This is a genomic window from Fodinibius saliphilus (genome assembly GCF_005869845.1).
GTDB lineage: Bacteria > Bacteroidota > Rhodothermia > Balneolales > Balneolaceae > Fodinibius > Fodinibius saliphilus.
This window is the reverse complement of record NZ_VAWF01000002.1, coordinates 57,822-82,500: the sequence shown is the minus strand read 5'-3', so window position 1 is coordinate 82,500 and position 24,679 is coordinate 57,822. Positions and strand designations below refer to the sequence as shown.

At 39.6% G+C, this 24,679-nt stretch carries 25 protein-coding genes; 16 read left to right on the top strand and 9 right to left on the bottom strand.

Translation table 11 applies throughout. From position 1 onward, the window contains the following. Nucleotides 1–16: 16 nt before the first annotated feature. Nucleotides 17–784, bottom strand: a complete 768-nt coding sequence (locus tag FCN14_RS08365) for a YebC/PmpR family DNA-binding transcriptional regulator (protein WP_138430826.1) — start codon at nucleotides 782–784, stop codon at nucleotides 17–19. A gap of 216 nt (nucleotides 785–1,000) precedes the next feature. Here FCN14_RS08365 and bshA point away from each other — a divergent pair, with 216 nt between their 5' ends. After that, nucleotides 1,001–2,146 carry an N-acetyl-alpha-D-glucosaminyl L-malate synthase BshA gene (gene bshA / locus FCN14_RS08360; RefSeq protein ID WP_138430825.1) on the top strand — a complete coding sequence of 382 codons (1,146 nt, stop codon included), beginning with the start codon at nucleotides 1,001–1,003 and terminating at the stop codon, nucleotides 2,144–2,146. Nucleotides 2,147–2,182: 36 nt separating this feature from the next. Beyond that, nucleotides 2,183–3,079, top strand: a complete 897-nt coding sequence (locus FCN14_RS08355) for a DMT family transporter (protein ID WP_138430824.1) — start codon at nucleotides 2,183–2,185, stop codon at nucleotides 3,077–3,079. 84 nt (nucleotides 3,080–3,163) lie between these two features. Here the strand turns inward: FCN14_RS08355 and sucC are convergent, their stop codons facing one another. Further along, a complete protein-coding gene (sucC, locus tag FCN14_RS08350) occupies nucleotides 3,164–4,369 on the bottom strand; it encodes an ADP-forming succinate--CoA ligase subunit beta (protein WP_138430823.1) in 1,206 nt (401 codons plus the stop codon). Between the two features lie 356 nt (nucleotides 4,370–4,725). Between sucC and FCN14_RS15725 the strand changes: the two genes are divergently transcribed. Continuing rightward, a complete protein-coding gene (locus tag FCN14_RS15725) occupies nucleotides 4,726–4,872 on the top strand; it encodes a hypothetical protein (protein WP_171032857.1) in 147 nt (48 codons plus the stop codon). A gap of 69 nt (nucleotides 4,873–4,941) precedes the next feature. Here FCN14_RS15725 and FCN14_RS08345 read toward each other — a convergent pair whose 3' ends face one another. The 6 genes from FCN14_RS08345 to FCN14_RS08320 all read right to left on the bottom strand — a co-directional run bounded on the left by FCN14_RS08345 (nucleotide 4,942) and on the right by FCN14_RS08320 (nucleotide 10,736). Further along, complete coding sequence (locus tag FCN14_RS08345; RefSeq protein WP_138430822.1) at nucleotides 4,942–5,532, bottom strand: hypothetical protein; 591 nt, start codon at nucleotides 5,530–5,532, stop codon at nucleotides 4,942–4,944. Further along, nucleotides 5,522–6,034, bottom strand: coding sequence for an RNA polymerase sigma factor (locus FCN14_RS08340; protein ID WP_138430821.1), 513 nt, complete (start codon nucleotides 6,032–6,034; stop codon nucleotides 5,522–5,524). Before FCN14_RS08340 ends, FCN14_RS08345 begins: the two co-directional genes overlap by 11 nt. A gap of 109 nt (nucleotides 6,035–6,143) precedes the next feature. Beyond that, on the bottom strand, nucleotides 6,144–7,157 hold the full coding sequence (locus FCN14_RS08335) for a TolB family protein (RefSeq protein ID WP_138430820.1): 1,014 nt from the start codon (nucleotides 7,155–7,157) through the stop codon (nucleotides 6,144–6,146). A 93-nt stretch (nucleotides 7,158–7,250) separates the two neighbouring features. Further along, nucleotides 7,251–7,964 carry an HAD family hydrolase gene (locus tag FCN14_RS08330; RefSeq protein WP_138430819.1) on the bottom strand — a complete coding sequence of 238 codons (714 nt, stop codon included), beginning with the start codon at nucleotides 7,962–7,964 and terminating at the stop codon, nucleotides 7,251–7,253. 10 nt (nucleotides 7,965–7,974) lie between these two features. Then, nucleotides 7,975–8,523: a D-glycero-alpha-D-manno-heptose-1,7-bisphosphate 7-phosphatase gene (locus FCN14_RS08325; protein WP_171032856.1), complete on the bottom strand. Its 549-nt coding sequence runs from the start codon at nucleotides 8,521–8,523 to the stop codon at nucleotides 7,975–7,977. A gap of 197 nt (nucleotides 8,524–8,720) precedes the next feature. Continuing rightward, complete coding sequence (locus FCN14_RS08320; protein WP_138430817.1) at nucleotides 8,721–10,736, bottom strand: hybrid sensor histidine kinase/response regulator; 2,016 nt, start codon at nucleotides 10,734–10,736, stop codon at nucleotides 8,721–8,723. A gap of 335 nt (nucleotides 10,737–11,071) precedes the next feature. Here FCN14_RS08320 and FCN14_RS08315 point away from each other — a divergent pair, with 335 nt between their 5' ends. Continuing rightward, complete coding sequence (locus FCN14_RS08315) at nucleotides 11,072–11,494, top strand: hypothetical protein (protein ID WP_138430816.1); 423 nt, start codon at nucleotides 11,072–11,074, stop codon at nucleotides 11,492–11,494. A gap of 30 nt (nucleotides 11,495–11,524) precedes the next feature. Here the strand turns inward: FCN14_RS08315 and FCN14_RS08310 are convergent, their stop codons facing one another. After that, on the bottom strand, nucleotides 11,525–11,980 hold the full coding sequence (locus FCN14_RS08310) for a hypothetical protein (RefSeq protein WP_138430815.1): 456 nt from the start codon (nucleotides 11,978–11,980) through the stop codon (nucleotides 11,525–11,527). 489 nt (nucleotides 11,981–12,469) lie between these two features. Here FCN14_RS08310 and FCN14_RS08305 point away from each other — a divergent pair, with 489 nt between their 5' ends. The 12 genes from FCN14_RS08305 to FCN14_RS08250 all read left to right on the top strand — a co-directional run bounded on the left by FCN14_RS08305 (nucleotide 12,470) and on the right by FCN14_RS08250 (nucleotide 24,610). Beyond that, nucleotides 12,470–12,919, top strand: a complete 450-nt coding sequence (locus tag FCN14_RS08305; RefSeq protein WP_138430814.1) for a response regulator — start codon at nucleotides 12,470–12,472, stop codon at nucleotides 12,917–12,919. Nucleotides 12,920–12,930: 11 nt separating this feature from the next. Next, nucleotides 12,931–13,437 (top strand): chemotaxis protein CheX, encoded by a 507-nt coding sequence (locus FCN14_RS08300; RefSeq protein WP_138430813.1) that lies wholly within the window; start codon nucleotides 12,931–12,933, stop codon nucleotides 13,435–13,437. A gap of 12 nt (nucleotides 13,438–13,449) precedes the next feature. Next, nucleotides 13,450–15,897, top strand: a complete 2,448-nt coding sequence (locus FCN14_RS08295) for a chemotaxis protein CheA (RefSeq protein ID WP_138430812.1) — start codon at nucleotides 13,450–13,452, stop codon at nucleotides 15,895–15,897. Nucleotides 15,898–15,994: 97 nt separating this feature from the next. Continuing rightward, nucleotides 15,995–16,783 (top strand): CheR family methyltransferase, encoded by a 789-nt coding sequence (locus FCN14_RS08290; protein ID WP_138430811.1) that lies wholly within the window; start codon nucleotides 15,995–15,997, stop codon nucleotides 16,781–16,783. 14 nt (nucleotides 16,784–16,797) lie between these two features. After that, nucleotides 16,798–17,271: a chemotaxis protein CheD gene (locus FCN14_RS08285; RefSeq protein ID WP_138430810.1), complete on the top strand. Its 474-nt coding sequence runs from the start codon at nucleotides 16,798–16,800 to the stop codon at nucleotides 17,269–17,271. A gap of 144 nt (nucleotides 17,272–17,415) precedes the next feature. Continuing rightward, entirely contained in the window at nucleotides 17,416–17,889 is a 474-nt protein-coding gene (locus FCN14_RS08280) for a chemotaxis protein CheX (protein WP_171032855.1), read from the top strand. After that, nucleotides 17,882–18,934 (top strand): protein-glutamate methylesterase/protein-glutamine glutaminase, encoded by a 1,053-nt coding sequence (locus tag FCN14_RS08275; protein ID WP_138430808.1) that lies wholly within the window; start codon nucleotides 17,882–17,884, stop codon nucleotides 18,932–18,934. Before FCN14_RS08280 ends, FCN14_RS08275 begins: the two co-directional genes overlap by 8 nt. A gap of 35 nt (nucleotides 18,935–18,969) precedes the next feature. Continuing rightward, nucleotides 18,970–19,356 carry a response regulator gene (locus FCN14_RS08270; RefSeq protein WP_138430807.1) on the top strand — a complete coding sequence of 129 codons (387 nt, stop codon included), beginning with the start codon at nucleotides 18,970–18,972 and terminating at the stop codon, nucleotides 19,354–19,356. Between the two features lie 67 nt (nucleotides 19,357–19,423). Continuing rightward, nucleotides 19,424–19,798, top strand: coding sequence for a response regulator (locus tag FCN14_RS08265; RefSeq protein WP_138430806.1), 375 nt, complete (start codon nucleotides 19,424–19,426; stop codon nucleotides 19,796–19,798). 176 nt (nucleotides 19,799–19,974) lie between these two features. After that, complete coding sequence (locus FCN14_RS08260; protein WP_138430805.1) at nucleotides 19,975–20,508, top strand: chemotaxis protein CheW; 534 nt, start codon at nucleotides 19,975–19,977, stop codon at nucleotides 20,506–20,508. An 84-nt stretch (nucleotides 20,509–20,592) separates the two neighbouring features. Further along, nucleotides 20,593–22,296, top strand: a complete 1,704-nt coding sequence (locus FCN14_RS08255; protein WP_138430804.1) for a methyl-accepting chemotaxis protein — start codon at nucleotides 20,593–20,595, stop codon at nucleotides 22,294–22,296. Nucleotides 22,297–22,576: 280 nt separating this feature from the next. Beyond that, on the top strand, nucleotides 22,577–24,610 hold the full coding sequence (locus FCN14_RS08250; protein ID WP_138430803.1) for a methyl-accepting chemotaxis protein: 2,034 nt from the start codon (nucleotides 22,577–22,579) through the stop codon (nucleotides 24,608–24,610). The last annotated feature ends 69 nt before the right edge of the window (nucleotides 24,611–24,679 follow it).

The window sequence follows — 24,679 nt, the reverse complement described above, 5'->3', positions numbered from 1 at the left end:
ATTAAAATTATAAAACTTAGTCCATATTTTCAGCAATAGCCAACGTTTCTTTATCCATCTTCATATTAGTGAAGACATTTGAGACATCATCGTCATCTTCAAACTTATTCATAAGTTTAAAGTTAGATTTAGCCACTTCCGGTTCAACTTTGACTTCGGTCATCGGGATACGAATAAGTTCTGCTGACTCAATTTCGTAGTTCAGATTTTCTAACGCATCACGAACCTCATACATTGACTCACGGCCTGTTGTTACATTGAAGAAATCGCCATCAGTATCGATATCTTCTGCACCGGCATCAATGGCTTCTAGCATAAACTCTTCTTCTTCCACATTGTTTTCATCTTTTTTTATGCGGATCATCCCTTTTTGTTCAAATAGATAGTCTACAGAACCATCCGTACCAAGGTTTCCTCCGTGAGAAGTGAAAATATGACGAATGCTGCCAACCGTACGGTTGTAGTTGTTTGTTGTAACTTCAATAAAATATGCTATCCCCCCGGGACCATAGCCTTCATAGGTAGCATCTTCATATGCACCATCGCCTTCATCAAGCTCGCCAGTACCCTTTTTAATTGCGCGTTCGATATTGTCCTTAGGGACGTTGTCACTTTTTGCATTTTCGATGGCAGTATCCAGACGTGGGTTCATTTCTGGATCGCCGCCACCTTCACGTGCAGCAACAGAGATTTCACGCAGATGCTTATTAAAAAGTTTGTTTCGTTTTTTGTCTTCTTTGGCCTTCTTATGCTTTATATTTGACCATTTGGAATGACCTGCCATAGTAGATTGCTATTTTTAGGTTATGCTAACTAAGCTGATATAGGTACACTTTAAAGCAAATACTTAAAAGTCTATAATATAATAGATAACTCCCTTTGCACCTAATTATAGCATGGTCCGAAATGAGAGAATCTTTATTTTTGTTGGTCATTACATCTAGCAATATACACAGCTGTATAGTGTTATAGAATTTAACGATCTAAATACATAGAAAGCATGAATATAGGAATTGTATGTTACCCCACCTTTGGTGGTAGTGGTGTGGTTGCCACGGAATTAGCTAAAGGGTTAGCACAGCGCGAGCATAATGTTCACATTCTAAGTTATGACAGGCCGGCTCGGCTTGATACGTTTCGTACTAATATTTCGTATCACGAAGTGAACATGAATACCTATCCATTGTTCGAATATCCTCCCTATGATCTGGCACTGGCCAACCAGATGGCAAATCTTATCGAATATGAAAAGATCGATGTGTTGCATGTTCACTATGCTATTCCTCATGCCACAAGTGCATACTTGGCAAAGCAAATTTTAGGTGAGAAAGCTGCTGATGTGCCTTTAATTACCACTTTGCACGGAACTGACATCACTATTGTAGGAAGTGATCCCAGTTATAAAAGTGTGGTCGATTTTTCTATCAATCAAAGTGACGGGGTAACGGCAGTCTCTGAGTATTTGCGTGATGAAACTTATGATCGGTTTGATATCAAAAAGGATATAGAAGTGATTCCCAACTTTATTGATCTTGAGCGGTTCAAGAAATCTGATAAAAACCATTTTAAGAAAGCGATCTGTCCCAATGGTGAAAAGGTAGTTGTACATGTTTCAAACTTCCGAGAAGTAAAACGTGTGCCAGAAGTAGTCAGTGTTTTTGAACGAGTGTTAAAAAATGGTATTGAGGCTAAATTACTTCTTGTTGGGGATGGCCCTGACCGCCAGCGTGCGGAGCAACGTTGCAGGGAGTTGGGTATTTGCGGACATGTCCGTTTTTTGGGTAAGCAAGACCAGGTTGAAGATATTCTTTCTATTGCTGATCTGTTTTTAATTCCTTCAGGTTCGGAAACGTTTGGCTTAGCTGCACTGGAGGCGATGAGCTGTAGTGTGCCGGTGATCAGTTCTAATATTGGAGGTTTACCAGAGGTGAATACGCACGGTGAAACAGGCTACCTATGTGATCTGGATGATATTGACTGCATGGGTAGTTATGCGGTTGATATTCTATCTGATGAGGAATTGCACCAAGAGATGTCGCTGAAGGCACGAAAACAAGCTGAGAAGTTTGAGATGAGTAAAATTATTACGGAGTATGAGAAATATTATCAACAGTGTAAAAAAGAGATGCGTAAACAAATAGCATAAACAACTATATCTTTTATGCTTATTAACTCATACTAAATGGCCTTACCTAACTCTCCATCTTTGTCTGCCCTCGGTTATATTATATTTGGTGCAGCAATGGTCAGTTTTACATCTGTGTTGGTAGAATTGGCTCATGTAGGGCCTACCGTTTCTGCATTCTACCGCATGCTTTTTGGCGGTGTTATTTTGTTGGGAATCTCCCTTATCCGTAAAGAACGTTTATGGTATGGGGTGAAAAGCCTTGCCATCCCGCTTATTTGTGCTTTCCTGTTCAGTTTGGACCTGTTTTTTTGGCATCGGAGTATTCTTTTTGTTGGGCCTGGCCTGGCTACCATTTTGGGTAATATGCAGGTGTTTTTTGTTGCACTGCTGGCGGTATGGTTGCTGAAAGAGCATATAGGTTGGCGGCTGATGGTAGCAATACCCTTTGCAGTTGTCGGTCTGTTTTTGATTGTAAGAACTGGATGGGGAGAGCAGGGGGGAGCTGTGAAGCTGGGGGTGCTATATGGATTACTCACAGCTCTTTGTTATGCTTTATATATCTTAACACTCAGAAGATCTCAGTCTGAGGAACAGAAACTACGCTATTCTTTATTTGCCAATATGACCTGGATCTGTTTGTTGGCATCAGTGTTTTTGGGAATTACAGTGCTCATAGAACCAGGTGCTCATTTTAATATTCCAGATCTGCAAACGTGGGGTGCATTATTGGCATTGGGTATTATGGGACAGGTACTCGGATGGGTATTTATTTCAAAGGGGTTACCCAAGGTTAATGCCTCGGTAGCAGGATTGGCTTTATTGCTACAGCCGGCATTGGCTTTTATGTGGGATATCCTCATCTTTGATAGACCAACCACAGCCCTGGAGTATGTAGGTGCTGCTATTGTTCTGGGGGCTATCTATCTTGGTTCATCCCAAAAGAAGAAATAAGAAAGGCTTCCCAAGTTTATGAAACTTGGGAAGCCTGAGTATCAAAGTTGCTTTGAGGGAGTTGTTCTCCCGGATAGCCAAAGTTTAAGCTAGTACTTTAGAAACTTCATCAGCTGCTTCTTTGAGTAGCACAGCAGAGATCACATTAAGATTCGAGTTATCAATAATCTCTTTTGCTTCTTCAGCATTGGTACCTTGTAGTCGGACAATAATAGGTACATTCTCAACTTTCTCAGCAATTTCAGGATCTTTAACAGCTTCAATAACACCATTGGCAACGCGATCACAACGGACAATGCCGCCGAAGATGTTAATGAGAATGGCTTTTACGTTTTCATCTTCCAAGATAATGCGGAAGCCGTTTTTAACCGTTTCGACATTTGCACTACCGCCTACGTCGAGGAAATTGGCAGGTTCACCGCCAGAAAGCTTAATGATATCCATTGTGGCCATGGCTAATCCGGCGCCATTGACCATACAACCCACATTGCCGTCGAGCTTAATGTAATTAAGTCCATACTCCGAAGCTTCCAGTTCAACAGGGTTTTCTTCGGACTTATCGCGCAGTTCTTCAATTTCACTGTGGCGATAAAGTGCGTTATCATCAAAAGTCATTTTCGCATCAAGCGCCATTACATCACCTCCGGGGGTGAGCACCAGTGGGTTGATTTCTACCATATTGGCGTCAGTTTCCATATAGCAGTTGTAGAGCGCCATGATGAATTTAACAGCTTTCTTGAAGGCATCACCTTCAAGGCCTAAAGCAAAAGCCAGATGACGTGCTTGGTTGTGTTGCAGGTCCATGCCTGGTTCAACCCATTCTTTAACAATTTTTTCGGGTGTTTCTTCTGCTACTTTTTCAATTTCAACTCCACCTTCCGTGGATACCATAATTACGTTCTGGCTTCGAGAGCGATCGAGCAGAATACCGAGATAAAATTCCTGTTCAATGTCCACACCGTCGGTTACGTAGATGCGCTGAACTTTTTGACCTTCTTCACCGGTTTGCACTGTAACAAGTGTATCACCGAGCAGCGATTCAGCCGCTTCGCGAACTTCCTCAATAGTATCACAGAGGATAACACCGCTAACGCCACTTTCTTTTGTTTTGCCTTTACCGCGTCCACCGGCGTGGATTTGGGCTTTCACTACAAAAAGGCTGGCACCGTTATCTTTCATCTCTTCAGCCGCTTCTACAGCTTCATCAACTTCTGTTGCTGCAACGCCGGCCGGTACGGCTACGTTATACTCTTTTAAAATTTCTTTCGCTTGAAACTCGTGGATTTTCATAACAACAATCTGTGTGGTTAATAATTACAACAGTTAAGCTCGTAAAACTCAGGGCGTTACAAAATGTGGCCCGGAAAAAGTTCTGAAGTACTTCCTAATTTGAGCGCTTAATATAACAAATCAATGGCAACAAATTCAGTCTATTGCCTGAATTATTTATAAGCCTATTATGGCCTTAGATAACCACTATGGTTTTTAATTTATAAAAGGATTAAGTGTATTGATTGTATGAGGTGTTTTGGGTGCTTCGGTTGCCCATGGTTTCGGGGATTTTATATAGGGAGGATCTATTTGGGAATTTTGTTATCTAGTTGGCATCATTTGCAATGATCCGGGGCAATCATTTGCTCAATATTATGAAATTCATTGACGGAGCCAGTTCCATTTTTTGGAAACTTCTTGATGAGCCCTGGTATTATATTAACTTCAAAGCCGGGGCTGTTACTTTGTTCTGGTTCACGAATAGGGGGCAATATATGGTAGAGATAAATCTTACCCATTAACAAAGTATGAGGTTTAAAAAAGCAAGAAGAAAGACGAAATAAGGGGCCTGACCTGTTTTTTTGGTGTAGTTAGTTTTGGGGTGAGGTATCGTTTTTTTTCAGAGTATCCATTAGATTTTTAAGTTCATCACGACGATTTACATAGTAGCGATGTTCCCACTGGGAGAACCAATATATAGCAGCAAAGAAGATTATAGCTAATGAGAGGAAAAGAATGCTGGAACTATCATCAAGACCAAGTCCCCCAAGCACAAGAATGCTAATAGGAAGAAGGTACCATCGCAAAAGTTGCGATAAATAAACCTGGAACTGGCTGTCGGCCAAGGCTTCTTTCAAGTCGCCAACTATTGTTTGGTCGTAGTTGTGCGGTTGGCTATATCTTTTAAGTCTGCCGATAAATACGAATAGCCCCACTCCGATCATAAGGCCTCCAAGAATAAAAAAAGAGATATTAAGTTGTTGGGCTGTGAGCGTGGAATATAGCAAGAATCCACCAGCTGTCAGGTTAGCTATTACATTAGCCCATTCACTAAAATTTAAAATATGTCGTCCTTTATTTTTTTTCGAAATTATTATGTCGTGTAGGGCTTCTTGGTTGATGGTGTACATAGGTTCCTCGTTTTGTTGGTCCCAGATCTGTTGTAATTTTTTAAATTTCATGGTGTTCAAATTCCTCCGATAGACTAGTTAAATGCTTTTTGATTCGATGGATTTTAACGCCGATGTTGGAAACAGTTAATCCCAGAATATTACTGATTTCTTTGTAACTAAAGCCATCGAGCATCAGTAATGTTATTGAACGGTCGACTTTATCAAGTTTTGAAATCTGTTTATACAGCCAGTCGAGCCGGGGATCGTTAGAGGTTTCTTTTTCGTAGAGTAAATGGTCTAAATCTTCGAATGAAGAATGGCCGTTTTGATGTTTTGTCTCTTTTCGTGTCCATTTTATAGCCGTATTTAGGGATACGCGATATAGCCAGGTAGTGACAGCAGATTCTTCTCTAAAGTTGGGGATCGATCTCCAAACCTGGATGGCGATTTCTTGAAAAAGATCATCATGATCTTTTGGACTAAAAGCATATGTCCGTACTACTTTAAAGAGCAGGGCTTTATGCTTGTGCAGCCAGCAGTTAAATATTTCTTCCTGTTTTTGTTCAGTCATTGTATGGGTTGTTTACCCTATTAGTACCAATGTATCCCCATTTTATTACAAGCGAAGAAATATTTGTTAAAAAGATAGTTAAAATGGCTCAGAGAGATGCTGAGAGCCGTTATTGTTGTCGTATTATCTGTAGCTGCCGCATATTTTTCCCATTTTTATCCATGATATAGACTTTACTGGTGCCAGATCGATCAGAGCAAAAGGCAATTTTATTTCCATCGGGTGACCAGGTGGGATAAAAATCTTTGCCCGAATGGTAAGTTAACTGAGTTAATTCTGTGCCGTCTTTTTTAATGGTGTATATATTAAAGTCTGCTTCACGATCAGACGTAAAAACCAACCATTCACCATCGGGAGACCATTGAGGGCCAAGGTCGAAATGTGGATCGGTAGTTAGCCGACGTTGGTTTGTTCCGTCTGCATTCATTATGTAAAGGTCGAAGTTTCTGTATCGATCAGAAGAAAAAGCAATTTTATTACCATCTGGAGACCAGATGGGGTCTACTTCATAAGAATGAGGAGAATAGGTAAGTCGTTTTTGATTTCGTCCATCAGGGGCCATCGCATATATCTCCATATTTCCATCACGATCAGAAAGAAATAGAATCTTGTCTCCATTAGGCGAAAAAAAAGGATAGACATCTGTTGAATCATTGAAGGTGAGTTTGCGCATCTCATTACTAAAATGATGGCGTAAGTAAATATCCATATCACCATCCTCACTTGAATGGTAAAGAATATTTTGGCCATCTGGAGACCAAGAAGGAAGGTCGCTGCTGCGGGCAGAACTGAGAGGGAACTCTTTCCCATCTTTGCCAGTATACCTCATATCATAGTGGTGTTGGCGTTCTCGCTCCGAGTAAAAAGCAACATATCTTCCGCGGGGTGACCAAGCTGGGTAATAGTCATTAGCCGGATGTTGGCTCATATTTTCAATCTCAAAGGTGTTGAGATTAAAAGCGTAAATATCAAAATTGCCGTTAAGAGAAGAAGCAAAAGCAATATAGTCGCCGTCTGGAGACCAGTAAGGGTGAAGGTATGTTGCTGTATCTGTTTTAGCAGATTGGGCATGGGCTATACCATAAAAACATACCGACAGGAATACTGCTAAAGTCCATCTCATAATGTCCTCCCTTTCTTATGATTACATTTTAAGAGTAATCAATTTTTGGGATTATCGCATACCTATAATAAGGGTTGGTCTTTAACCGGGTTTTTATAAAAGGGTTTGGGCTACATCCTCCCAGTTTTCGCAAATATAATCCGGTTGGGGTTGAAAAGAGGTATCCTCATATTTCTTGAAGCTGGTGAAAAGAATAGCTTGCATACCTACTTCTTTGGCTCCCGTTATATCTGTTTCTAACAAGTCGCCAATGTGCCAAGATTTAGAAGGTGTGCTTTTTGTTGTTTCGAGAGCTTGAATAAAGGCTTTTGGATTAGGTTTGCTAAATCCTGTTTCATCGCTAAAGACAAAGTGATCGAAATAGGAGAAGAGGCCCTGCTCTTTTAAGTAGGTGCGCAGAACCCGGCCGGGTGAATACATTGTATCTGAAATAAGAGTTAAGGGGTATCGTTTGGCAAGGCTCGGAATAATATCTTGAGCCCCCCTAGCCAGATTGGGCGGACCTTGCCACAGAGATTCTTCAAATTTTCTTGTTAGATACTGGTGTTCCTTTTCAGTCGCAGGAATTTCAAGGTATTTGAGAATGTTAGCAACCAGCTCATCGGTTGTTGGGGTGCGTTGTTGGTTAAGCCAAATGCGATCAAACTCTTTTGTAGCCGCCCTTTTTGCTTCATCAAAAGATTTAGGGTTAAGCCTATCAGTATATTTTTGAGCAACTTCTCGAAGAGCGTTAATGCGTACTTTGTTCCGCTTAGTGCCACCCGTTTCAGCTTGTACCAATGTATTCCAAAAATCAATTGAGATCATAATAATCTAATTATTCCAGCGAATTAATAATTTCACCAACATTGTTCAATGTAGGAATATTATGTTGGGCTAGCCATTTTTTGTCTTGGTCGGCTTCATGCCGCGACCGAATAAAAAAGGGAGTAATTCCAAGTTTAACAGCAGGCTTAAGGTCGCTGATTTTATCCCCCGCCATATAAGATTTATTGAAATCGATATTGTGTTTTTCAGCAGCTTTTTCAAACATTCCCGTAGCCGGTTTTCGGTCGCGAGGGTTAAATTCATGCTCCAGATCATATTCAGGATGGTGCGGAGCATAATACCAATCATCAATATGAATATTTTTATCTGCGAGGTTAGAATCTACCCAGCTATGGAGCTTTTGTACTTGAGATTCACTATATCGTTGGCGAGCAATACCTGATTGGTTGGTAACAACAATAATTTTAAAATTATGTTTATTCATCCATGTAAGTGCTTGAAGGGCACCGTCACACCAGGTCCATTCTTCTGGTTTGTGCACAAAATTGTAATCAACATTTAGTGTACCGTCGCGATCAAGAAAGAAAGCTTTGTTCATAGTGGGCATTCATAGTAAATAATTGTAATGCCCTTAAAGAAAAAGATTACCAACATCGGGCGCAATAATTAGCATGAATAGGATAAATGTAAAAACGCTTTTTTAAATAAAGAGGTGTTTATTAAGTAAAAATATATTTGTAGAAGCAAGTTGAAGGGGGGGGTAAATATTAAATAGTAACACTACTAGCAGAAGGGTTAGCTAATTGAGGTATTAGATCTAAGGCAGGAATGAATGGTAGTAATAAGTTTTTTATGGCTTTCAGTATTCTTTTTGACTACGGCATCGGTATACTGTTGTATTCTCTCGAGTTCTTTGCCCCGTAATATTTTTCCGGTATAGATAATAATGGGGATATGAGAGTATAACTTATGGTTTTTAAGATATTTAGCCATTTTGATGCTATCGGAATCAACGAGTATATAATCGAGTATGATACAGTCGATAGATTCACGTTTTAATATTTGATAGCCCTTGGTTTTTGAAGTTGTTGTAATGCAATTATTAAAGGTAAAGCTTAATAGCTCTTTAATGGCAAGGTTATGCACCATACTATCGTCAATAATGAGTATGGTCTTATCAGACTTTTTCCCATTAGTGAAAAAGTCGGGTGTTTCCGAAGGAGGACTTTTCTTGCCCGGATAATCAACAATTTTGTCTTTGAATAATGACTTCTCAACAGGCAGATAGAGTGTGAAAGTACTTCCGATGCCCACTTTACTCTCTATATGTATGTTTCCATCGAGGGCCTCGGTAAGTTCTTTACAGATATTTAACCCCAGCCCGGAGCCATCCGATATCTCGGGCGCATTTGGATGATCTACTCTATTATGACGTTCAAAAATTTGATCTTGCTGTGATTTTGGAATGCCAATACCGGTATCCTTTATTTGAAAAGCGATGGCATTTTCAGATCCAAAATCTATTTCTTCAAGCTCTTGTGGTTTTGGAGCATATACTTTGAAGCTTACACTACCTTTTTGGGTATATTTAAATGCATTTGATAGTAAATTTTTTATGATTCTTTTTAGATAAGTAGGATTGGTATGGAGCTTTTCATGATTAAAATCTGAAACCTGATAGTTAAAGTTTATTTCTTTTTTGTCCGCAATAGCAGCAAAAGTCTGATATACATTATTACTGAATGAGGGAATATTAATCGGTTCTTTTTTTACTTCGCTGTCATCTGATTCTTCATTAGGTGAGTCAAAAAACTCATCAATATAATTTAGCAGGTGGCTGCCTGAGTGATATATAGCGTTAATAAATCTATCAATTCCCTTGTCGGGGTATTCATTACTATGTTTCGCCAGTAACTTATTGGAGAGAATTATTGAATTAATACTGGTTCGCATATCATGGGCTGCATCGGCAAGGAAGTTCGCTTTTCGAGTATTTTTTCTGATATATTTTTCAGTGAGATTTCGTTGTCGCTTTAATTTTTGAATTTTATACCATAACCCACTGATATCTTTATTGGTTGAGAGTATAAACTTGGTTTCTGCTTTTTCTATAAGTCTCAAATGAATTTCTGCAGGATATACAACACCCGTTTTTCGTTTTATATTTGTGCAAATTGAAATAGATTCTTGCCGTTTTTCCAGTAGGGGTAATACCAGTTCTTTAAAATGATTTAAAGAGTACTCTGCGTATAGGTCAGCAGGAGTGAGTCTGTAAATATCCTGTTCAGAATAGCCACTTTTTTGTATTGCCCTGCTATTGGCGTAATAACACAGCAAGGTCTCATAATTAAAAAGGAATACTTCTTCTGTACTCGATTCGGTGATAGAAGAGAGAATTTCTTTCTTCTCTATAGCATGATTATAGTTTTCATGCATTCTTCTCCTGGTGATTTCTCGTTTAATAATAGGTGCTAGTCGCCCGATATCTCTGGGAGACACACAATCTGTCGCTCCCTGAACCATAACTGTTTTGGCTACTTCCGCAATATCTTCCTTCGTGAAAAATATAATTGGAATTCTAGGGAACTTGTCTGCAATTGATGTTAGCGTGGGATAATTGTTCTTGGCGTCAAAGTCTGAAAGAATGATGAGATCCCAGGAGTATTCCGAGTTTAATGCTTGGTTTATATCCTCCTCCTCATAAACTGTGTGGTAAACAGGATTGAATTCTGCACTGCTGAGTACCTCCGCAATTGAAGCGAGGTACTGATCTTCGATATTAATGTTAAGCAGTTGAAGTGTCCCACACATAGAAGAAGATCCCCTACTTAGCTATCTAATTTGTCCCGTTTGTACAATACAGAAAAATAAGCGTTGGTATAACAATAAATTAGCCACAGGCATTTCTCGCCCTAAATACAGTCAACCTAAAAAATAACTTAATAAAGTCTTTCATTTTAGAGAAGAATAAGGTGTGAGTCTGAAGGAGTCAATATAAATATTAAGATTTTTTAATATTATAGATATTTAATATATTGGTTTTGACGGCTCGGGGATCAAAAAGCTAGTGAAAGTAAAAAGCTTACTCATTATCATTTTAATCCAGGGATAGGAATTGTTCATTTATTTTAAAGAAGGTTGGACTCATGGGAAGTACAAACAGCGATTCAGTTATAGCGATAGAGGAGAAGATTGACATATATAAAAAGGGCTTAGGAGATAAGGGTAGTAATATGTATCCGGTTCTTTCACCCGAGGAAAATAAGGGGGGGAAGAAAAAGCTTGAAGCAGTTTATAAATTGCAAAAACGACTAGTTCAAAAGAATATGCATAAAGCAATGTCGCCAATAAGTGCAATTTCTGGGTATTTAGAGCTTATGAAGCTTTTTCTGGAAAAGGGAGGTGAGGTTGAGAAACTTGAAAAATATCGATCAAAGATCGAAGAAGGGGTAGGTGAGTTAAGTGAAATTATTGAAGATCTGTATGAAGCATTTGAAGAGGATCCTGCGCAAAGTGATCTCGATGAACACCTCTTGGAAGAAGTAAAAGAAAGCCGTCGTGCAAGCTAACAGGCCAATAGTGTAACGGTTTTTTAAAATCTAAAGAACCATATCATATTGTTCACCTTTTGGTGTGGTATGAAAAACCACTTGGAGTTGATAGTGGTGTTTACGCAGAGATTGTATTTTATCAGTATTGGCCTTTGTTAATGCAGTTGTAGAATGCTTGGTTTCTTCCCTACTGTTTCGGATTTCATGTTGAGTTCCAAAAAGTTGTTTGTGGCCTGCTACAAATAGTTCGCCCAGTATTTCATCAAATTCACTTTTGGGAAGTAAGGCAGTAAAGGCGGAACTATTGTTGTCCCCCCCCTCAATTGATTGGTAGTCAGTCCTTTTTGTTTGATCCTCTTCTTTGTTACCAGCTCCATCCTTATCAATATCGGGAAACTTAGTGTTTTCCGAAGAAGCTTCTGGCCCATACTCCTGGATATGACGTATACTTTCAGCAGGAGTAACGCCGGTTTCGATATTTGTTTGCGATGAACGCGGTAACATATTGTTATGAGCTATGGCATGATGCCATGAAAATTATCTGCTATAATATTTATCGGTTTTAACAAGGTAAACTTTAGTGCCTATTCGTTTCTCTGTATATATGCTTCTCTTTACTTGAACTTAGATATTATCTGCTAGTAAACGGAAAAAATATCGGTTGCCCTTAAGATTATATAATACCATTCTTTATTTGTTTGAGTCATGGCAAGATGTGTAAACAGCCCATATGCTAATGGGTAGAGAGTGTTTGATAGGCAGCTATTCTCGTTACAACGTAGATACAATCTAAAAAATTGATTCAGGGGTTTAAGAAATAGTTATTCGTGACGATAAGTAAATCGGTCAGGCGCATCATGACAAGATAGTTCGTGATAATGGAACTAATGGTGAGTTGTTTTAGGCTTTTTAAAGTTTTGCAGTAAAAATGATGTGGTGCGCTCCACCATTGTTCACATTTCATCACATAAATAAAGAAGATCGGAGTAAGTAATGGCTAAAATAAAAGCGCTGGTTGTTGATGATTCAAAAATAATGAGAAGTGCCGTTAAGCGGGCTCTAAATCAACTAATGATAGCTGAATTTGAATATGTAGAGGCTAAGGACGGCGAGGATGCTTTAGGTAAGTACAATGAAGAGATCCAAATCATGTTTGTTGATTGGAATATGCCCAACATGACAGGGGTGGAGTTTTCTCAGGCAGTACGTGCCGAGGGGAATGAAAGTATCCCTATTATTATGGTAACTGCCGAAAAATCTATGGGTAAAGTTGATAAGGCCCTAAACGAAGGAGGGGCAAACGAATATATCACAAAGCCTTTTACTGCAGATAAAATGCATAAAGCAATCAGCGATTATTTTGATGATGATGGCAATATTGCAACGGAAGGTGAAGACGAGGAAGAAGACAAAAGTTTTTTCCAAGGAATTCTCAACTCTTAAATAAAAGATAAATGAGTATAAAAACTATAGATAGGATAGAGAATCTAGATGAAATTCCTGTTGAAATAGCAGAAAAAGTACAGGAGTCCGTAATTAATACATTTGGTTCCATTATTGGGGAAGAGCTCTCCTATATAGATGAAGCAAATGGTGACGGTGCTCTAAATGGTATTATAGGTAATGTTACAGTTTTTAATTCGGAGCATACGCTTTCACTGATGTTGGCTATTCCGAAAGAAACAGCTGTATATTTTTCTGAGGTGTTTATTGGAATGCCTCTGCCATTTGAAAGTGATGATATGGGAGATCTTATAGGTGAAATTTCGAATATTTTAGCAGGTGATGTCGCTGCGAATGTAGAAAAAGTTGGTTTTCGGGGTCAGTCTTCACTTCCTACTGCAACCAGAGGTAGTGATTTAACCCTTTTTATGCCTAATAAGCCGCCGACAAAAAAGATGAAGTTTGCAAGTGCAAACTCAGAGTTCTGGCTAACAATGGTATTGAGTGAATCTAAATAAAAGCAGATAACGATGAGTAGCATAAAAGAGGAAAGAATAGAGGATCTGGAAAAAATTATTCGTGCTCTGGCAGATGTTTGGCCTGCTGACAGGGAAAATGTAGCAGTAGCTGGAGCCCAATTTGAAGAATTTATTTCTACATTTGATGATGATCCTGGACAACTACAAAAGCTAATAGATATTGCTTGGAAGGGGTTACGATATCTTTATGAAGAAGATGAATTCTTCATGAGTGTTAAAACCTCAACGATGCAAGCGGTAAACACCATTCGTGAATATTTGGTTGAGAATGGTGATATCGAAGTTGCAGTTTTTGAACAGGCTTATAACGATCTTGAGAAAGCTTTGTCCGGCGGAAAAGAGTCGGCAGATACTCTTATAGAAATCGATGAGGAGGAGGTTGCAGAGCATACAAGAGAAGCTAAGCAGAAAGAAGATGAGGGAACCAAGCCCCGTACGCTCAACGATTTGGCCTCATATATATTGGGACTCAACGAGGAGAACATTTCTGGGGAATATCTAGAGAGTTTGGATAACCTGTTAGGGGGAGTCATAGCCAATACTCCTGAAGAAGTGACGTCTATCTTGAAAGAGGCTCAAGGCATTGTTGATCAGCTGCAGTCTGGAGATGTTGAAGAGGGATGGCTTGCGGAATTGGCTGACCTTACTGAAAAGGCTATTGAGATTGAATCTGATGAACAATGGAATGAGTCTACAAAAGAGGTTGAACAAGAGCCTGAGGCCGAAGAAACTTCTGAAATGTTTACCATTCCGGAAAATATTGATGAAGCGATGGTTGGTGAATTTATCACCGAATGTACTGAGTTGTTGGAGATGGCTGAAGGGGCTCTGCTCGATCTTGAGGAATCACCCAATGATGCTGAACTCGTCAATAAGGTATTTCGAGCGTTCCATACTATTAAGGGAACATCCGCATTCATGGGTTTGCAGCCTATTTCGGAGTTTACTCACCATCTGGAAACGGTGCTGAGTATGGTTCGCGATGGGGATATCGATTTTGATACGGCTTGTGCTGACATCTCATTAGAAGCTATTGATATTATTAATAGCATGCTCGATGTGATTGAAGTTTCTGAAGGCGGTGAGACATTCCCCAAACCTCTGAATTATGAGCGATTAACAAATGTACTAGAGCATATTGCGGAGGCAGAAGTTGCCCCTGAAAAAGCACTGGAAGATGCAGGCGGAATACAGTATGAAGTTCCTACAGAAGTTGAAACGGAAGGCGATATAGACGCTGCTGAAAATGGATCGGGTGCAAAAATGGCGCCTAACTCTTCAGAAGAATCGCAAACAGAATCTTCTGTACGAGTCAATGTAAGCCGCTTGGATCAACTTATTGATATGATTGGTGAGTTGGTTATTGCACATTCAGTAGTGGCCCAAGATGAAAGTATTCCTGACCATTCTAATCTTCAGAAAAAGATTAATCATACCAGTAAAATTTTACGTGAGCTACAAGATACAAGTCTTACGTTGAGGATGGTCCCTCTCAAGGCGACATTCCATAAGATGAATCGGTTGGTTCGGGATTTAGCTCGTAAAGCGAGTAAGGATGTAAAGTTGAAAACCTTCGGTGAAGATACCGAGATTGATCGTAATATGGTTGATATTATTAATGAGCCGTTGGTGCATATGGTTCGTAATGCTATTGATCATGGTATTGAAACACCAGAAGAACGTGCTAAAACAGATAAGCCGGAGCAGGCTACTGTTTGGTTGCGTGCATCTCAAGAAGGCGGAAAGGTTGTTATTGAGATTGAAGATGATGGAAAGGGTATTAATAAAGAAAAGGTTCTGGAGAAAGCAATTAATAAAGGATTGGTAGAGCCTGATCAGAATCTGACAGATAAAGAGATTTATAATCTTATTTTCTTGCCTGGTTTTTCTTCAACTGATGAGGTGACTGATTTATCAGGACGAGGGGTAGGAATGGATGTTGTTCGTAAATCGATTGAAGAGCTCAAAGGTAAGGTTGATGTCGCTTCAGAAATTGGGGAAGGCACCAAAATTACCATTGAACTGCCGTTTACGCTTGCCATTACTGATGGAATGTTAGTTCGTGTGGGTGAACAACGATTTATCGTACCTACGCTTAATATTGATCGGGCTTTCAGGGCACAAAAAGATGATGTGTTTACTGTGATGGGGAACTCCGAAAAAGTTTCTATTCGAGGTGAAACAGTACCTGTTATTAGGTTGCATGATCACTTTAACATTGATGAGGGTAAAAAATCATTAACGGATGGCACATTATTGGCGATCAGAAATGCCAATAAGAAGTATGCCCTTTTAGTCGATGAAGTGATTGGGCAGCAGCAGCTTGTGGGTAAGTCGATTAATATGGTTGAAGATATGAATCACATTTCTGGCGGGGCAATCCTGGGAGATGGTACTGTGGGATTGATTCTGGATACCGCTGCATTGATGATGAATTAACGCAAGGATTTTTAATAAACAAACAGCTCTTTAAAAGAATGGGATGGCTTTGGTATATCTTATTGCTGATAAATTGGCTGGATAATAGTGTTGGAAAATGAAGCTAAAGGAATCAGAATTTACCACAATACGTGACAAGATTTATCAGTATTGTGGTATTAATTTACATGAAGGAAAACAGGCTTTAGTAAGGTCTCGGGTGTTGAAAAGAATAAGAAAGCTGGGGATGTCAAACTTTGCTCAGTACATCAACTACCTGGAGAAGGATGGGACTGGTAATGAATTCCTAGCTCTAGTAGATGTACTTACGACAAATAAAACAAGTTTTTTCAGAGAAGATCAGCATTTTGAATTTATCAGGAAAGAAGTAATACCTCAGATTAATGGTCGAAATGTAAAGTGGTGGTCTGCCGGATGCTCTACAGGAGAAGAACCCGTTACATGTTCAATGGTATTGCAAGAAGAAGGGGTGCCGCCCGGGAAAGTAAAAATATTAGCAACTGACTTATCCAGAGAGGTACTGCAAATTGGGAAAAGGGGAGTATATACGGCTAAAAAAGTGGCTGATATTCCTCCAAAAGTACGTAAGAAATACTTTCAGCGCATTAGTGAAAATCAATTTCAGGTTTCTGGTGAAATACGAAAAATGATTACCTACGGGCGACTAAATCTAAAGAAGAAATGGCCGATGAATGGACCGTTCCATATTATCATGTGCCGCAATGTAATGATCTATTTTAACAGGGAAACGCAGCAAAAGTTGGTTTCTAGATTTCGAGATATGCTTAAACCCGGCGGTTACCTGTTTATTGGGCACTCTGAAAGTGTATCTTCTGAGAATAAAGGACTCAAAAATGTGTGCCCGGCTGTTTATAAAAAGATATAGGAGGATAATTTTTCATGAAAAAAGTAGTAGGTGTAAGTGATCTTAAGGTTTCTTCCAATGCTAATGAAGTAATTATTACCTATGCACTCGGAAGCTGCTTGGGGATAGCACTTTATGATCCGGTTGCAAGCGTGGGAGGTATATTGCATGCGATGCTTCCCTTATCAAAGGCTGATCCTGATAAGGCAAAGTCGAAACCGGCTATGTATGTTGATACTGGTCTGAAGCTGATACTTGACCGACTTTATGATCTCGGTGCTCAAAAGCAGAATCTGAAAATTTCTGTTGCCGGTGGAGCAAGCATGAAGAAGAAAGGAGATAAAGACTTTTTTAAAATTGGGAAACGTAACTTCACAGTGTTTCGAAAACTACTTTGGAAAAATGGATTTATGATAGAAAGGAAAGATGTAGGAGGCGGGAAAGCGCGAACTATGGCTCTAAATCTTGCTGATGGTTCTATTACTATCAATAAGAAGCTATTGAAATAGAGGCGTTTTCTAGTGAAAATTTAATGATGAACCATAATAGGAAATTAGTATTAAACATCTGGTTAGGCTTAGCCGATAACTAAATAGAATGACGTTTATAGGTTTATGCCTGGTTTTAAATGTTCATATAGATCGGAGTTCACAATGAGCGAAAACTATAAAGATAAAATTTACGATATAGCCGTTAACACCTTTGAGGTGACCTGTTACATGTTCCCTCTTGAAGAATGGGAGATGGAAGATGACCCTATAACAGAAGTTCCCAAGGATGGGATTCGGTCTGTAGTTGGATTTAATGGAGCTGCAGAAGGAGAAATGGTTATTACACCCACTCAGGAGTTGTTAACAGGCATTGCTGCAAATATGTTGGGAGAAGATTCTCCCACTGAGGAGCAGGAGTCTGGGGCACTAGGTGAGATTGCAAATATTATTTGTGGAAATCTGGTTCCTCTGTTTGCCAATAATGATAAGATTTGCTACCTCGATCCGCCAGAAATTATAGAAGGAGAGGTTGAGAATGGGAAACCTAAGCTCCACGAAGAAACGGTATTGGTTTACTTAGATGAAGGGACTGCTGAAATTACCGTTCACTATTCAAAAGAGGGGGAAGATGATTAAAGTATTAGTTGTCGATGATTCTGCTTTTGTACGGAAATTGTTGAAAAAGGAGCTTAATAAACAGAAAGATATTGAAGTCGTTGGTACGGCTCTTAACCCGTATATAGCTCGTGAGCAAATTGCAAAACTCAAGCCAGATGTTATTACACTGGATCTTGAAATGCCGCGGATGGATGGGCTTTCATTCTTATCAAAGTTGATGAAACATCATCCTATTCCGGTTGTAGTGGTGAGTTCGCTTACTCCTAAGAATAGTGAAAATGCCTTAACGGCATTGCGCTTGGGAGCGGTAGATGTTATTTGTAAACCGGGGTCCGCTTATTCTACGCAAAATATTTCACGGGAAATTATCCAAGCAGTACGAGCAGCTTCGGTTGCAAGTTTTGATAATAATTTTAGTGTTTCTAAGACTAAACCTAAAGCAACCGGTGGACAAAATGTACCTAAAGCCCGGCTTAAGAAAACAACCAAAAAAATTATTGCCGTTGGGGCTTCGACCGGCGGGACCAAAGCACTGGAAGCTGTACTTCCGCATTTGCCTGCTAATTTGCCGGGGATGGTTATTGTTCAACATATGCCCCCGGTATTCACAAAAAGTTTTGCAGAACGATTAAATTCAGTTTGTACAGTAGATGTAAAAGAGGCTGAAGACGGTGATTGGGTTCGGCCGGGCCAGGTACTTATAGCTCCCGGAAACTATCATATGCTTATCAGAAAAAAAGGAGCAAAGTATTATACCCAGATTAAGCAAGGCCCTCCGGTACATCACCACCGCCCGAGTGTAGATGTGTTATTTAATTCTGTGGCAGAAGCTGCAGGAATAAATGCTACAGGTGTCATATTAACGGGTATGGGATCGGATGGAGCCAAAGGATTATTAGCTATGAAGGAAGAAGGAGCCCATACAATTGGGCAGGATGAAAAAAGTTCGGTGGTGTATGGTATGCCCAAGGTAGCACATGAGGTGGGGGCGGTTTCAGAAACATTGCCACTGTCGGAGATATCAGATGCTATTGTATCGCGAACCAAAGAAAAAGCAGTTTAACCTCACAGACCACTAATTAAATAAGACTTAGAAAAATGTCACTAAATGTACTGATTGTAGATGATAGTGCAGTAATGAGGAAGATGATCACAAAGACAATAAATCTATGTGGTCTTGATGTTTCGGATTTTTATGAGGCCGGAGATGGAAAGGAGGGACTCAAAAAGCTGGATGAACATCTGGTAGATTTACTGTTTATCGATATTAATATGCCCGTTATGGATGGGATGGAGATGCTTAGTGAAGTAAGAAAGCGTGACTGTTCTCAGAATCTACCTGTTCTCATTGTCTCAACGGAAAGTAATGAAGGTCGCATAAAAGAGATAGGCAGACAGGGGGCCGCTTTTATTCATAAGCCTTTTACTCCAGAAGTTTTACGAGAAAAAATTATGGGGATTATCCAAAATCGGAAAATAAAATAATAAAGCTGCATAGTGGTTTTTGAATGCACAGTAATAATCGGTTTCTAATTCAAAATCTTTAGACATAATGGCAACTCATATTCTGATTGTTGATGATAGCGCAATGATGCGCAAGGTTATTGAAAAAACTATCAATATTTGTGAAATCGAGGATGTGCAAATCTATGAGGCTGGTAATGGTAAAGAAGGGCTTGATATGATGGAAAAGCATCCGGTGGATTTGCTCATTATAGATATTAGTATGCCTGTGATGGATGGTGAAGAAATGCTAAAAGTAGTTAATCAAAATAAAGGTATTGATACATTTCCCATTCTCATTGTTTCAAATGAAAGTAATAAGAGTCGTATCGAGGAGTTTACCAGCCAGGGTGCAGTATTTGTTCATAAACCATTTACCCCCGAAGATTTAGGTGAAAATATATTAGAAGTTATAAGACAATAAATAGCACGCAAAATATCTTTAAAAGGCAGGAGCTAAAAATTTAAGAAAAAAACAATTCTACCGATAAGAAAAGCAGGTAGGTTGCCACTGAGAAAAAGGCAATGTAATAAATGCTGATTAACTGGGAGGCAGTAGAACCAGTTGCACAATAATTGAGAAAATTAAGTTCTGTAACTATGAGTGAAACAACGACTGAACAAGTTGAACAACAAGAATCTGATGCTAAGATCAAAGGAGGAAAGTTTTTAACCTTTTTCTTGGGAGAAGAAGAATATGCAATAGAAATTCTTAAGGTGCAGGAAATTATCGGGCTGATGTCTATTACTCCCGTTCCTAAAATGCCTTCATATATACGTGGAGTCTTAAACTTAAGAGGGAAAATTGTTCCTGTAATGAACCTGCGGACAAGATTTGGTTTAAACGAGATAGAAGACACTGATGAAACCTGTATTATTGTTATTCAGGATGAAGAGTACTTGATGGGAGTATTGGTTGATAAAGTATCGGAAGTGGTAGACATAGAAACCGGTAACATCGAAGATGTACCATCAGTAGGAGCAGGAGAGCAAAGCGAATACTTGGCTGGGATAGGTAAGGTCGATGAATCAGTTAAGATGATTATTGAAGTACGCAAAGTGTTATTTGATGTGCCTCAAGCCATTCTGGGATCATCGGGTGAACAGTCTGAAAATGCTGTAGAGCAAGGCTGACGTTAGGCTAATATTTATTAATTGAGTCAGAGAATATTTAGGTCAAAAGGGGCATGGAAATAATTAATATTTACAGGGGTTAATATGAGTATTAGGCAGAAGATGGGAACGGTCCAAGACTGGACAATAAAGAAGAAGCTTATCGTAATGACAGTATCGTTACTGGCGATAACGGGTCTTCTGTTAACTGTGGTTACTATTCTTACAGCAAATAGTAGTTTAAATACACTTACTGATAAGACTCTTCGCATGAAGTTGGACGGAGATATCAGTTCGTTACAGACATATTCTACAAGTCGTTTTGGCGACCTGAAGTTATCAGGGGGTAAACTTGTTGATGAAAATGAGAACCCCTTAGCAGACTATACTTCAGCGATTGATGAATTCGCTAATAAACATGGTGATGTTGCAGCTACTATTTTTAAACGACAAGGCAATGATTTTACCCGTGTTGTAACCAGTATTCGAAAAGGTGATGGAAGCAGGGCTGTTGGCACTGCTTTAGGTACTGATAGTGAGGCCTATAAAACTATCATGGATCGACAATTATATATTGGACAGTCAGAAATTTTAGACATTTCGTACCTAACAGCCTATGAGCCTATCTTAAATAAAAGTAATGATATAATAGGAATCTATTTTGTAGGTATACCCATGGATGAGGTGAATGCAGTTACATCCGAATCTCGTGCTCTTATAATTCGCAATTCAGCGATTGTGTTATTCTTAGTTATTGGGGGCGGGATATTTGTTGCTTTGTTGTTTAGTAATTCCATCAATAGAAGGTTAAAGGATATTATTAATAAGCTTGCGGGAGGGGCCAAGCAGGTACATGATTCATCAATGCAGCTTACAGGATCAAGTCAGCAATTGGCAGAGAGTGCCAGTGAACAGGCTGCAAGTCTGGAAGAAACAACTTCGTCTTTAGAAGAGATATCTTCACAGATTAAACAAACTGATGAAAATTCTGCAGAAGCAGAAACTACTATGAAAGAAACACAGCCCATGGTAGAAAAAGGAGTGGAGGCCATGGATCGAATGAAAGGAGCTATGGAAGATATTCGCGAATCATCAGATGAAACGTCAAAGATTATTAAAACAATTGATGATATTGCTTTTCAAACTAACCTGTTGGCATTAAATGCAGCAGTTGAAGCAGCACGTGCGGGTGAGGCTGGCAAAGGTTTTGCTGTAGTAGCGGAAGAGGTTCGAAATTTAGCGCAGCGTAGTGCTGAGGCAGCTCAAAACACTTCTGAATTAATTGAAAGCTCCCAACAAAGTTCGCGGCGGGGCCAGGAGGTGGTTCAAGAGGTATCAGAGTATTTGCAAAAGATTGATCAGAAGGTGTCGGATGTTAGTACATTAGTTGTTGAAATTTCCGCAGCTTCTCAAGAGCAGGCTACCGGGATACAGCAAATTAACTCGGTAATGTCTGAGATGGATAGCGTAGTGCAAGATAATGCATCTGCATCCGAAGAGTCTGCGAGTTCGGCCGAAGAACTTTCTACTCAAGCAGCTAAACTAGGTAATATTGTAGATGAGCTCTCAACCTTAGTGAGTGGGCTTGACCAATCAATTAAAAACAACGGGGTAAACCGAAATACTGCCCCCCAAAATGGTTTTAACGATAATGCTCTCAACAACGGTAAGCATACAAACGGGGATACAAACGGAAATGGAAGTTCTGCCGAACGTTCCGATTCCGTTCATTCCTCGTTTGATAATGACCTATCGGAAGGTAGTGAGTTAATTCCTTTTGATGATGAGGATGATTTTAGTGGATTTTGACAATATTCATTGAGTGAGATCGTCTATCCCTTATAGATGTAAAATCTTCTAAAGGTGTCTCTCTAGATTGAGAGACACCTTTTTATTTGCAATGAAGGCGGTTTTGGAGTGAGAGGCTTTCTTAAATTATTTCTTAAGAAATATCACAAATAACCGATAATAATAATTAGAACGTATGATCTACTTGATTGAAATCATTGAGACGTGATTTCTGGAAGTTGGCAGCAGTAAAACAGAAAGAATATTTAGTATCCTCTTTAAAATAGTTAAGGAAAATGGTATGAACTTTATAAAAAGCTTGATTCGAGATTTCGTAGCAAGATATGGAAATGAAGACCGGACGATTGGTAAGCGCATTCTGATTATTGTCGTAGGTGGTTCGTTAATGACCTTTTTGGTTGGGCTAGCTGCAGTTGTTTCTCTAAATCAGATAAACAACTATACCGACCAATTGACAAAAGTAAATTTAGCTGAATGGGATATATCAAGTTCCATCGAAAATGATATGCGGAAAGTAGGTAACAACCTTTCTCGCTATAGTGCTACATATGATGATACATTATATAAGACCGCTGTTAGCCAGCTAGATGGAGTAAATACCAAAATAAATAGAGGTAAAGAGCTGGCAAAGAAATATGAGGTTGAAGAGTTTAAAAAGGGGATTCAGAGTATAGAAAATGCATATAGCAGTTATCGTGAATCTATAACACTATTTAATAGTGCTATAGAAGAACTTTCCGGATATCGCATGAATACGGCTTCCGGTTCTCAGGAGTTTGTAACGAATATGGATGAATATGCGTCTATAGCATCTGCCAATATAAAGAATTTGACCGATGCCCAGGCAATACAGCAAGAGCAAAAGAAAATGGCGAGGGCTGATGAGATTACAAAACGCTTTTTAAATAACATGAATAAGCTTTGGCAGTCAGAAGCTTTGAATGATTCTGATGAGCTTTCCAGCCTCGCTGGTAATTTTGATCAGCTCCGTACGGATCTGGGAGAACTATATGAAGGAGTAACAGATCCGGAAGGGGATATGCTGCTTAGTATTGCCCTGGCTGTATTAAATGATAATGTAGGTACGGTTAAAGCGATGATCTCGGCGCGAAAAACGGTTGACCAACAAGAGAAAGTGCAACTAAAAGCATATGATGAGATCATTCATAATGCAGGGGTTCTGTCTGATAAGGCAAAGAAGTGGGCAGATGAGCAGGGTACATTGACCAAGGCTACTGTGAGCAGTTCAATCTGGTTCTTGGCTATTGGCGTTATTGTTGCAGTAGTAGGAGCTATCTTATTTGGGTTCTTTATGAGTGAATCGGTTGCGTATGCTCTCTCCGATATTATTGAACGATTGTCATCTGGGGCTACGCAAGTGAACGATTCGGCTGTGCAAATGAGTGAGGCCAGTCAATCGTTGGCAGAAAGCTCCAACCAACAGGCAGCAGGCTTGCAGGAAACTACTGCTTCACTTGAAGAGATGTCGGCACAGTCTAAGCAAACCGCACAGAATGCAAAGCAGGCTGAAGTGGCAATGAAAGAGGCTAAGCCTCGTGTACAAAGTGGAGTTGAGGCGATGGAACGTATGGACAAGGCAATGGAAGAAATTAAAGAGTCGTCCCTGGAGACTTCCAAGATTATTAAAACGATTGATGATATCGCTTTTCAAACTAATCTGTTGGCATTAAATGCAGCAGTTGAGGCGGCACGTGCTGGCGAGGCCGGTAAGGGTTTTGCCGTAGTAGCTGAAGAGGTTCGGAATTTGGCACAGCGCAGTGCTGAGGCTGCTAAAAACACCTCGGAGCTTATTGAAAGTTCTCAGGAAAGTTCTGAGCGAGGGGCTCAAGTTGCGAATGAGGTATCCGAAAATCTGGAAAAAATACAGGAAAGTGTTGACAACGTTAATACTTTCGTAACTGAGATTTCAGCGGCTTCTTCTGAACAACAGAAAGGTATTGAAGAGATGAATTCGGTGATGAATGAGTTGGATCAAAATGTGCAAAGTAATGCATCCAGCTCTGAAGAGTCAGCTAGTTCTGCCGAACAGCTTTCTTCTCAAGCGAATGAACTTACAAGTATTGTCGACGGTCTGATATCATTAGCTGGCCTCGAGGATGAGGCAGAAGAGGATATGAACCTAAAGAAAGATCTGGCAAATGGTGAATCTTCAGACGGAGCAGATAGTAATGGAAAGGGGTCATTTGCCGACTTTGATGCAGGATTTAGCAAGCCCCAAAAACAACACGCTAATGGAAACAATGGTGCAAATGGTGACTACTCGGATTTTGATAATAACTTCAACGGATTTTGATTAACAGTCCGTCCGACAGCTCATTATTAACGAAAGTACTATATAAGAATATATCAACTACACATTCCC